Below are 11,430 nucleotides of genomic sequence, written 5' to 3'. Positions count from 1 at the left end.
AGGCTAGAACAACCCGCTGGAGACGACAACCATGAGACAAACGCGGCGCACATCGCGGCGCGCGCGCTTGCATGCGCGCAAGGGCGCTATTCAGCTCGTAGTCGGCAGCGCGCTGGCGAGTCTCTGCGCCGCCGCATGGTCGCCGGAAGCCGCGACGCCGCCCGCCAGCGCACAGGAAGCGACAACGAAAGAAGCGCCACAAGACACGGCGCAGAACGAGTCGCCAGACGAGTCGCAACAGGTGGCGCAAAACCAGAATTCTCCGCAGGAAACGGAACAGCCACCGATACTCGTGATCGGCACGACGCCGCTCGTCGGCATCGGCACTGCGATCGAGCTCGTGCCCGCGAACGTGCAGAGCATACGCGGCCGCGAGATCGACCAGCAGCATCCGAACACGCTCACCGACTACTTCGCGAGCAACCTGCAGAGCGTCGATATCAACGATGCGCAAGGCAACCCGTCGCAAGTCGACATCAACTATCGGGGCTTCACGGCTTCGCCGCTCGTTGGCACGCCACAGGGGCTGTCCGTCTTTCTCGATGGCGTGCGCGTCAACGAGCCGTTCGGCGACGTCGTGAACTGGGACCTGATACCTCAGGCCGCAATCGAAACGATCCAGCTGATTCCCGGCTCGAATCCGACCTTCGGCCTCAACACGCTCGGCGGCGCGATCGCGATCACGACGAAGAACGGCAGCACGTCGCCGGGCGGCGAGGCGGAGATCAGCGGCGGCTCGTGGGGACGTAAGAGCGCGCAGATCCAGCAAGGCGGAATGATCGGCAGCAACCTCGACTATTACTTCACGGCAAACGCGACCAACGACGACGGCTGGGCCGATCACAACGGCAGCCGTCTGCGCCAGGCATTCGGCAAGCTGCGCTATCACGATGCCGACAACACGCTGTCGATCTCGGCGGGCGGCGCGGACAACACGCTCGACGGCTCGCAGACGATCCCGCGCTCGTTCCTCGACAACCGTTCGCAGGCTTACACGTTTCCGGATCAGAACAGGAACGAGGTCGGCTATCTGACGATCGCGGGCGAGCATTACTTCACGCCCAATATCCAGTTGAGCGGAAATCTCTACTATCGGCACTACCGCAACGAGAACGTGAGCAGCAACGTCAACGACGACTTCGATCCCGATGATCCCGACGATGCGCCGCCCGCGACCAACCTGCAATCGACGATCTCCACGGAGAGCTACGGCGGGAGCTTGCAACTGTCGCTGCTGCAACAACTCTTCGGCAGGCGCAACGAACTGGTGCTCGGCGTGGCCGCCGATCTGGCGAACTCGCATTTCACGCAGTCGTCGCAAAACGCGGTCTTCACCGACACGCGCGCGACGATCGGCACGGGTCCGTTCGTGCCGACCACGGATGCGAAGACGCGCAACGAAACGTATGGCATCTATTTCAACGACACGTTCTCGTTCAACGAGCAATGGTCGATGACGCTCGCGGGCCGCTACAACTGGTCGCGCACGACGATCGGCGACGAAAGCGGCCAGCAGCCGCTGCTCGATGGCCGCCACGTGTTCTCGCGCTTCAATCCCGCTGTCGGCGTCAACTGGAATCCGACTGACAACTTCACCGCCTATGCGACCTACAACGAAGGCATGCGCTCGCCGACGTCGATCGAACTCGCGTGCGCGGACCCGGATGCGCCATGCTCGCTGCCGAACGACTTCATCGCGGACCCGGCTCTGAAACCCGTGATCTCGAAGACGTTCGAAATCGGCGCGCGCGGAAGGCTCGGCGGCAATACGACATGGAGTGCCGCGCTCTATCGCACGACGCTCGACGACGACATTCAGTTCGTCAGCAGCAATGGCGCGTCGAGCACGCTCGGCTTCTTTCAGAACGTCGGCAAGACGCGCCGTCAAGGCATCGAGCTCGCGGCGCGCACGAAGTACGGCCCCGTCGGCGTGAGCGCGAGCTATAGCTATGTGGACGCGACGTATCAATCGACGTGGACGGAGAGCAGCGCGAGCAATTCGAGCGCCGACGCGAACGGCAACGTCACGGTGAAGCCGGGCGACCGCATTCCGGGCATTCCGGCCAACACCGTGAAGGTGCGCGTCGACTACACGCCGATCGCGAAGTGGAACATCGGCACGAACCTCACGTACCGGGGCAGTATCTTCGCGCGCGGCGACGAGAACAATCGGGATGTGAACGGCACGGTGGCCGGCTACTTCCTGATCGATCTCGATACGACGTACAACGTGACGAAGCAGCTACAGATATTCGCGACCGTCAAGAATCTGCTGAACAAGCACTATGCGAACTTTGCGATTCTCGGCGAGAACTTCTTCAACGGGCCGAACCATATGTTTGATCCGATCAATGTCGCCAACGAGCAGTTCCTCGGGATCGGCGCGCCGCGCGGCGTGTGGGTCGGCTTGCGCTACGCGTGGAAGTAATTGAAGCGAGTCAGCTTTATATTCCCGCTTACCACCAAAGTCATATAGGCCTGGGCGCGTGCAAAAACCATACTGGGTTCAAGCCGCGTGGCCGCACAGTCATCTTTCGCATGGCCGGGCTTTCGCGAGGCTGACTACGTGTCAACGAATTCAATCCTGTCTTGCCACAGATTCTGATGGTTGTGCACGTCTAAAAGTCGGCGTGGCTGTCCGCCTTCTTCGAATGCGGCCCACGCTTTCGTCTCGGTCCGGCGCAACCGCGTAATGCGCTGCAATTGTTCGAAGGAGACTCAAATGAAGACGATGCTCATCCTCTGCGGCGGCGTGCTCTGCCTGTCAGCCTTGCAGGCGTATGCGCAGGAAAGCGCTACCGGCACGGCAACCTCGACGCCCACGACGCCGGACACCGTCGTCAACTCGGAAGGCCCTGGCATGTCGGCAACGTCGATGTCGGGCGGCGCGGCCATCTCGCATGGAAAGACGCGCAGCGAGGTGTATCAGGATCTCGTGCGCTCGCAAAAGAATGGCGAAGCCGCGCGCCTGAACGAACTCTTCAAGGGCGGCAACTGAGCGACACGATTGCATGCCGTTCGAAAAAGCCCGGCACGAAGCGGGGCAAAAAGCGGGGCCTGTCAGCGATGACAGGCCCCGTTGCATGTTCGCCTTACGGATCGATGCCACGTTTCTTCCATCGGCGTGACAGAAAGCGCCCCGCACCGCCCCGCTCTGGTAGCAATCTCGGCAGCCACGCATGCTCTCCGACGGGCACGGTAGGCGGGCGCGCCGTGGCAGGACAGGTGTCGACAAGCTCATGCGGCGATGCGCCCGGCTTGGCAGGGGTGGGGTCTTCATCGGCCGCCTTCTGCTCGATCCATTTGCGGCTCGCGAGCGGATTCATCGTGGTCGCCGCTTTCTTCGACGCGTTCTTCGTTGCCTTCTTCGCTGCCGTCATCGGCGTGAGGACCGCGGCCTCGCCCGTCACCTTCGCTTGCGCGAATAAACGCGACACTTGCGGCGCGGCCGCGCTCGTTCCCGTGATGGCAGCGAGACTCCCGCTGCGCGTGCTCGCGCCCAGCACGCCGGCGCAGGCGGGCGAGTCCTCGCTGACGGCAGTCGCATCGGGTCCGTTTCTCTGCTTCGTGCGAAGCGAAGGTCCCGTCGATGAATAGAGCGCCGCCTTGCCGTCCGTGCGCCGATAAGCGCCGACCACGACGGTATAGTCACCCGTCGCGATCGAACTCAATGTGCTGCTGCGCCTTATCCACGATTCCATGTTGCCCTTGTCGAAGTCCCTCACATGCGAACCCGAGATGAAGCGCTTGTAGAGCGGATCGTCGAAGCGCGACTGGCGTCCGCGTATCGGGTAGCCAAACGCCGTTTCGTTACGCTGTACCCACGCGTGCAGGGTCAGCGCTTCGCCCCGGCGTGCCGTGTTCGACACGATCACGCTCCAGTTGCCTGCCGGCGTCGCATCGCGCGAAGGATCGCGCGTGAGGGTGGGCGCGAGCGCAATCAGGATCATCCTGTTGTCGCCCGTCGCGACGCGGTCCAGATACACGGATGCGCACAGCACATTGCTGCCCGGTTGCCACGCGTAGAAATTTTTCACCGACATAGCGGGGCTTTTATCGCCCGTCGGCGGATACACCTGGATTTTGACCTTCGACGGATCGGCATGCTCAGGCAGCCATAGCTCCAGAAAACTGGGCGTCGCGCAATCGGGCAACACACGCCATGTGATGCTCTTCGATTCGCCATGCGCAAGCTCGACGTTCGCATGACAACGCAGCACGTTGCTGTTTCCCGCAGGCACGACGACGCATAGATCGCGATGCTGATCGATCAGCTCGTCGATGGCTCTTTCGATGATCGAACTGCCGTCGTGCGGGCCCGCCATATAGCCGTAACTCAGATTGAGCACCACGCAGTAGTCGTGGCCCAGGGCGACAGCAAGATCGTCGGCGCGGCGCAGGATGTAGCGCATCGCGTCGAGCGCATGGGTGGCGAACCAGAGTCCCGATGTATCGCGCACGGTCCGCCCGGGCGTCCTGAACTGCACGCCGATCAGACGCACTTTTTCGAGCGCTTTCTTTTCGTCGCCCAACCGCTGAAGGAAAGCCGCATGCAGATCGCCGGGCCGCACGCCGCCTGCGAGGTCCATCGCTTCCGTGCCGTGCGCCCAGCGCTTGCGCACGCCGATGTAGCCCGCCTCCGCATAAACGGCGTCTTCATCGATCAATCCGCCTTGCGTGTGACGCGCGAGCATATCGTCGATCCCGGCCTTCGAGAGTTCGCGTCCATAGTGCAGGCCAGGCGCCGCGTCGGGCGCGTCATCCTGATTCCAGAAGTATTCGATCCGCGTGGCCGAAGGAGCACCGGAAGAACGAAAGCGTTCGTGCGCAAATGCGAGGCCATCGTCCATCACGCCGAGGAACACGATGCGATCGCGCTTCGCGCCCGTTGCCCTCGTCTTTGCCTGAGAAGCGGGAGTGAACTGCGGGCCCGTGCCCGCTGCGAGCACCGTCGCTGCCAGCGATGTGCCAATGGCCTGATCGTCGGGCACAATCGGCATGCCGAGTTCGAAGCGCTTCACGAAGCCCTTTAGCGATGTGTCCAGCTTCGCAAAGAACAGCTTCGTCACGGCGGCCGTCAGGAAGTGCGTGCGTTCGAGATCGTGCGGCGGATAGCGATAAAGCGACGACACCCGTATCCACGCTTTCCACGCCGCGTGCGTGCTTTCGAGACTCTCCGCGAACGACTGTGCCGTCAACGGCGAGCCATCCGGTCCAGACTCTTCGAGCTCGATGATGATGCGCACCCAGCCCGCGGGCGGTCCGCCCAGGTCGGCGAACAGCGTCGCATCGGCCCACGCCAGATACGGGTCGGCTCGCGCCGTGCCGTTCGCGCGCCCCGTCCAGTCCAGACCGCTCCACGCACCCGCCTTGCCCGTCAACGATTGCCAGGTCATCGTCCACCTCGCTTGAACAGGATCGAAGGGCTAGAACGCCGTGTTCGCGAGGCCGTTGCCGTTCCACTCGCTCTCGGCCTGATTCCACAGCCACGACAGAATGTTCGAACCATCGACGGAGTGCGCGCCCGGCTTCTTCCAGCCGAGAAACGGAAACTTCGCCAACACGGCCGCCTTCGACATCTTGTGCGCCTTTGCGTATGCATCGACATCGTCGTCACTCAACGGCTCGTGATAGTCGAAATCGGGATTGCCGTTCGGGTTCTTCGCCGAGAGCACGTGTCCCTTGAACTCGCGCGACGTGATCTTGCCGTCTGCGAGTGGATCTCGCTTCGCGTTCTGAGCCCCTTTCGGCTTCCTCAGGTTGCGCGTGCAGCGCGCGACGAAATACTCGCCAAGCGAGGTGCCGAGCACATGGCCCGCAATGCTGTCGATGGGGAAATGAACGCCCGCCACCGTTCGATTGACGGCGACGCGATAGGCCTGCCGCATCGCCTGCTGGTAGTACACGGAATGGCGGCCCTGCTTGAACAGCGCGCACAGCACGACGGCGATGATGAACGCCTGGGTCGAGTGGCCGCTCGGCAGCGAGCCGTGCCCCGGCGTCTGGATCATCGGCTGCACCTGCTGCGAGTACTCGAGCGCTCTTGACGCCGCGATTGCGTGCTTGAAGCGGATCTCGACGAAAATCGCGAGGCGCACTGCGGTGTCGAGCAGTTCGATCGTCTTCGGCGTGCGGCTCGGATGCAGATAGATCAGCATGCTCCAGAAGGCTACCTGCGGGCCCATCTGGCAAAGTATTTCCGCTGAGCGATCCTCGCGAAGGTCCGCATAGAAGTCGAGCCATTCTGCCTGCTTCGCGAACACGTCCTTGTCCGGACGATGCAGGCTCACGATGTCGACTTCGGTGCCGCCCTTCGCCGGCCGGTGCGAGAGCTGCGGATACGCGAGCGTCTTGCTCCCTTCGTTCTGTATCCAGAAGCGCAGGTTCGACAGCAGCTCGAAATCGAACACCGTCGCGCGCACCCACGGCTCCCATCGCCATAGTTGGCGGTAGTCGTCGATTGCGCAGAAGTTCTCCTTGTCGAAATCGACCGTGACGCGCTCCGGCGGATGCCAGCTGCCGACAATGCCATCGCGATGCCCGATCAGCGCACCGGCGAGAAGCGGCGCATCCGACGACCCACCGCCCACATCGTACACACCGCCCGCACCGCCGCCGCCCGAAGGCACGCCTGCACCGCCCGCACCACCTGCCCCACCTGCGCCACCCGCTCCGCCTGCGCCTCCTGCACCGCCAAGTCCGCTCACGATAGGCCTCCTCTGTCAGGAATCCTGCACCGCATTCACACCTTCTTCTACGCAGGCAAGCCTGCCTGACGCAATGCTTCCGACCATATCTTCCCGGTCTTGTACGCGCCGCTCGGCGAGCGTTCGAGATAGCTCGTGACCGTCAGCGTCGGCTCGATGGCGAGCACTTCGTTGAGCGTCAGCCGCGCGGCATCGAGATCGCCGAGCAGCGATTGCGCGATCGCCAGCGCGCGCAACGTCGATGTATGGGTGCGATTGACGCGCAACGAGCGTTGCGCGAGCTCGACGGCGCGCTCGTAACACCCGGCCGACAGCGCCGCCGTCGCGCCCAGCGATTCGTAGAAGTAGCGCAACGGATCGAGCGGCGACAGACGCAGCGCGCGCTCGGTCGCGTCGACGGCGTCGTCGCCTTCGCCTTCGAATGCGAGCAGCGTGCCTTTGAGCAGCCACGCAAGCGAATCGTTTGGATTGACCGCGAGCGCGCTTTCGTAGCGCTGCTGTCCGACGTCGAGCTGCTTGAGGAGGTTCGTGTGCACGAAGCCGTCGATCGTCATCGCGAGCGAGCATTCGGGATCGGCGTCGAGCGCGCGGCGCGTGCAGCCAAGCGCTGCCTGCGCCTCGGCGGCGCGATCGTTGGTCCAGCCGCGATTGAAACGCAGTACGTGCCATTTTCCGAGCCACGCATGCGGCAAGGCCTGTCTGCGCGCGCGCTCTATCAGCGCTTCGAGCATGTCGCGTGCGCGGTTGAAGTCATGTGAGACGCCGCGATGCATCAGCACGATCGCGCTCATCAGCAGCGTCGAGCTTTCGAGCGTCGGCAGCGCTTGCGAACGCGCGCGCTGCAACTCGCGGTCGATGATCGCGCCGCTCGTTTCGGCGACGACGCGATCGATCATTTCATCCTCGCCGAGCATGATGTGCGTCGCGCGGCCCTTGATGCTCGCCGTCCAAAGAATGTGGCGCGACTTCGCTTCCGCGAGTTCGACGACCAGCACGACCTGATCGCCCGACGTCCGATATGCGCCCGACAGCACGTAGCGCGCGCCGAGGAACGCGCTGATTTCGTCGAGCGTCGCGTCGCGCTCGCGAAACGCCGTCGTCGACAAACGCGAGATCACTTGCAGCTCGGCCGTGCGCGACAGCGACGAGATGATCTCGTCCGCCATCACTTCGCCGAGCACCTGTTGCCCCGCCTCGCCGCCGCGCGACACGAAAGGAATCACGGCGATCGTGGGCCGCAACTCGGGCAGGAACGCGGTCCCCCTTTCGATCACGGGACGCGGACCAGGCGGGCCGATCCGATACGCGCGCACGGGCTGTTCGAAATGCTTGACGTGACATTCGCCCAGGTCTTCGATGTCGGCATCGAGATCGGGTGTCAGCTGGTCCCGCACCTGCGCCGATACGACGATCTCGCCGGGCCCCGCGAGCGTATAGAGCCGCGCGGCCAGATTCACGCCGCGGCCGTAGACGTCGCGCTCGTCTTCGTAAAGCTCGGTGACGTGCAGGCACATGCGCAACAACATGTGCTGCTGCGGCGGCAGCCCCGTGTTGATTTCGCCCGACGCGCGCTGGATCGTGAACGTCGCCGCGAGTCCATCGCGCAGTTCGACGAACGTGACCATCAGTCCGTCGCCTTCCGTTCTGATCAGACGTCCGTGATGCGCGGGTACGATGTCGTTCTCGATGTGCGCCTTGAACTTGCGCCACCGTCCCGCTGCTTCCACTTCGTTGTCCTGGATCAGCCGGCACGACTCCACGAGGTCCATGAACAGAACCGTGCGGACGACGCGCGCCAATCCGTCGGATGGGCAGGAAGAATCTGTGATCACTTTCTTCAAGCCTTTTTAAAGAGCACCTGCTACCGGCTGACGATCCGTTTCATTGCAATCAGGCAGTTCTGCGAATGTCTCGCAATGCAATTGCGGCACACGCGCCACGCGGCGCTGCGCAGAGTTGATCGAACAAACGGATGGTTCGCCTGTCTTGCCGGACGCAGTGGAATGCGCGCCCGACACCTCGGATCGACGTGCGATTGCTATGTGTTATAGATCAAAAACACCGTTTAAAACGGCCTTTTTTCTCGCAGCGTACGTGCGTCATTCAATGGCAGGAAACGGGGCACAGCGATTGGTGCCGCGTATGTAAATAAACCGCTGCAAACGAAACTAGTTTTTCGAGCGCAGCTTGTCCGCTTCGAGTCGCCGCGTGATCAGGTGGATCAGATACGTCGCGAACTCGGGGTCCTGGTAGTAGAGGCGCATCGCGTCGGTGGCCGACACCATCAGCAGTTCGCAATCGCTGATACAACGTGCCGTACAGGTGCGCCGATGGTCCGGCGAAAAGAGACCGATCTCGCCGAGTATCGCGCCGCGTCCCACTTCGATATTGATCTCCGCGAGACTCACGGTGCCGCGCACGACGTAGTACAACGCATCGCTGGGATCGTTCTTGTGAAAGAGCACTTCGCCGGACTTGAAGCGCGTGGGCGTCGTGAACGCGAGCAGCCTGCCGACGGACAGATGGCCGTCGAGCGCGCGATGCAACTGCGCATCGCCGATCTGCCGCAGCCGCGCAGCCGCCACGCTCGCCTGCCCGCGGCTGCCGACCTTCAGCGCCTTGTACACGGTGTACAGATGCACCTTGACGGTGCCCTCCGTGATGTTCAACTGCTTCGCGATCGACTTGTTCGTTTCGCCGCGCGCCGCCAGCGCGAGCACCTGGATCTGGCGCGGCGTCAGCACGTGCTCGTTCATTTCGTCGGCGAGCGCATCGGATGCGCGCACATCGTTCGCAGACGCGGGCAGCGCTGCTTCGTCCGGCACGAGCGGCGCCGAAGCGGGATAACGGCTGCCCGCGAGCAGAAGACGCAGCGCATCCAGCAGCGCCTCGCCCGATTCCGATTTGTCGAGATGGCCCGCGACGCCCGCCGTGACATATTTCTCGACGGTCTTTGGATCGACGGCCGTCAGCAGCACGAGCACGGGCAGTCCTGTCTGTAGCCGCTGCGATGCATTGGCCGCGCTGAGCGCGTCGGGCACGCTGTCGCCGTCGAGCACGACGAGATCCGCGAGCCGCTCGTCGTCGAGTATGTTCGAGGCGAAGTCCGCGCATTTCACTTCGACGCACTCGGCCAGGTCGCCGAGCAGACGCGCGACGCCATCGCGAAACAGACCTGCGGGAGCGATGAAAAGAATCAGCATGCGCGTGAAGTGCTTTCCGGATGGTCCAGAGTCCGTACGCGCTGCTTGCGGCCGTCTTTATCGTATGAATATAGTGTCGCGGCGCGATGCAAGCGTGCGCATCGCTAACCGTTATAGGCGACGCAAGCCGATGCGTCTGCCTGCCGATCGGGTTTCAGTGCTTCAGCGCACGAATGTCTCGACGATTCCAGCCCCTGCGCACAACAGCACGACAAGCAAAGGCCGCACGTTCCAGCGCGTGAGCAGCAGCAGCGACACGACAGCGACGGCGAAATCGGCTGCCGACAAGATGGCGCTCGTCCACACGGGCGCATAAAACGCGCTCGCAAGCAGACCGACGACAGCGGCATTCGCGCCCGCAAGCAACGCTGCAACGGACGGACGCGTTCTCAGCGCCTGCCAGTGCGGCAGCACGGCGATGACGAGCAGCAGCCCCGGCAGAAAGATGCCGACGGTTGCGCAGAGCGCGCCGAGCCAGTGAGCGGACGAAGGGCTCATCATCCAGCCGAGGTACGACGCGAACGTGAAGAGCGGCCCCGGGACGGCCTGCGCCGCGCCGTAGCCCGCGAGAAAATCGTTCGCAGAAATCCATCCGCTTGCGACTGTCGCCTGTTGCAGCAGCGGCAGCACGACATGGCCGCCGCCGAACACGAGCGCGCCGGAGCGATAGAACACGTCGAAGATCCGGATCGTCCATGTGGCGGGCAGAAGCGCTTCCAGCGCGGGCAGACCTGCGAGCAGCACGCAGAACAGCACGAGCGCAATGCCGCTTGCGGCGCGCGGCAAAGCGAATGCGTGCGCATCGGCGGACGCGCTGCTTGCAACGGGTGCAGCGCAAGCCGGCGATGCCGACGACAATCGCCGCACGACGATGCCGAGCAACGCGCCACCGCCGATCACGATGAGCTGCGCGTACGCGCTATTGAGCACGCTCAAGAGCGCGAGCGCGGCAAGCGCGATGGCGGCGCGCGCACGGTCGGGGCACAGGCGGCGCGCCATGTCCCAGATCGCCTGCGCGACGACGGCCACGGCGACGAGCTTCAGCCCGTGAACGAGTCCCTTGCCGGGCATGTTGTCGAGCAGTCGAGCAAGGCTCGCGTAACCGGTCAGCAATACCGCCGACGGCAGCGTGAAGCCCAGCCACGCCGCGAGCCCGCCCCACCATCCCGCGCGCAGCAAGCCAATCGAAAAGCCGACCTGGCTGCTGGCCGGTCCGGGCAGGAACTGGCACAGCGCGATCAGATCGGTGTATGTCGAATCGTCGAGCCAGCGGCGGCGCTCGACGAACTCGCGGCGGAAATACCCAAGATGCGCAATCGGTCCGCCGAAACAGGTGCAGCCCATTTGCAGGAATACCCATAGCACTTCGAATGCGTTGCCTGCGCGCGTCCGCTGACGCGACGTGCTTTCACTTTCCATAAGTGTCGCCAACGGGCGTGAAGTTCGGATTTGCGGATTGCGCCGATGGGCGCGCCGATGCGCGCATCACTCTAACGCAAACCGCAAGCACAGGGTGTTAT

General features: G+C 63.5%; 7 protein-coding genes. 2 read left to right on the top strand and 5 right to left on the bottom strand.

Features of this window, described 5'->3' with window-relative positions; genetic code table 11:
* Positions 1 to 31: 31 nt before the first annotated feature.
* The gene (locus tag BN2476_RS22950) at positions 32 to 2,428 is read left to right on the top strand and encodes a TonB-dependent receptor (protein WP_087736454.1); all 2,397 of its coding nucleotides are present in this window, start codon (positions 32 to 34) and stop codon (positions 2,426 to 2,428) included.
* Between the two features lie 294 nt (positions 2,429 to 2,722).
* Positions 2,723 to 2,998 (top strand): hypothetical protein, encoded by a 276-nt coding sequence (locus tag BN2476_RS22945; protein WP_087736453.1) that lies wholly within the window; start codon positions 2,723 to 2,725, stop codon positions 2,996 to 2,998.
* A gap of 94 nt (positions 2,999 to 3,092) precedes the next feature.
* Here the strand turns inward: BN2476_RS22945 and BN2476_RS22940 are convergent, their stop codons facing one another.
* From BN2476_RS22940 to chrA, 5 genes are all read right to left on the bottom strand, one after another.
* A complete protein-coding gene (locus BN2476_RS22940; RefSeq protein WP_087736452.1) occupies positions 3,093 to 5,396 on the bottom strand; it encodes a S8 family serine peptidase in 2,304 nt (767 codons plus the stop codon).
* A gap of 30 nt (positions 5,397 to 5,426) precedes the next feature.
* Entirely contained in the window at positions 5,427 to 6,707 is a 1,281-nt protein-coding gene (locus tag BN2476_RS22935; protein ID WP_087736451.1) for a phosphatase PAP2 family protein, read from the bottom strand.
* Between the two features lie 47 nt (positions 6,708 to 6,754).
* Positions 6,755 to 8,476, bottom strand: coding sequence for an adenylate/guanylate cyclase domain-containing protein (locus tag BN2476_RS22930; protein WP_235850928.1), 1,722 nt, complete (start codon positions 8,474 to 8,476; stop codon positions 6,755 to 6,757).
* A 399-nt stretch (positions 8,477 to 8,875) separates the two neighbouring features.
* Entirely contained in the window at positions 8,876 to 9,910 is a 1,035-nt protein-coding gene (locus BN2476_RS22925) for a LuxR C-terminal-related transcriptional regulator (protein ID WP_087736450.1), read from the bottom strand.
* A gap of 162 nt (positions 9,911 to 10,072) precedes the next feature.
* Positions 10,073 to 11,329, bottom strand: coding sequence for a chromate efflux transporter (chrA, locus tag BN2476_RS22920; RefSeq protein ID WP_087736449.1), 1,257 nt, complete (start codon positions 11,327 to 11,329; stop codon positions 10,073 to 10,075).
* Positions 11,330 to 11,430: the final 101 nt, after the last annotated feature.

The sequence above is a fragment of the Paraburkholderia piptadeniae genome, assembly GCF_900007165.1.
GTDB lineage: Bacteria > Pseudomonadota > Gammaproteobacteria > Burkholderiales > Burkholderiaceae > Paraburkholderia > Paraburkholderia piptadeniae.
This window is presented reverse-complemented; position numbering and strand designations above follow the sequence as displayed.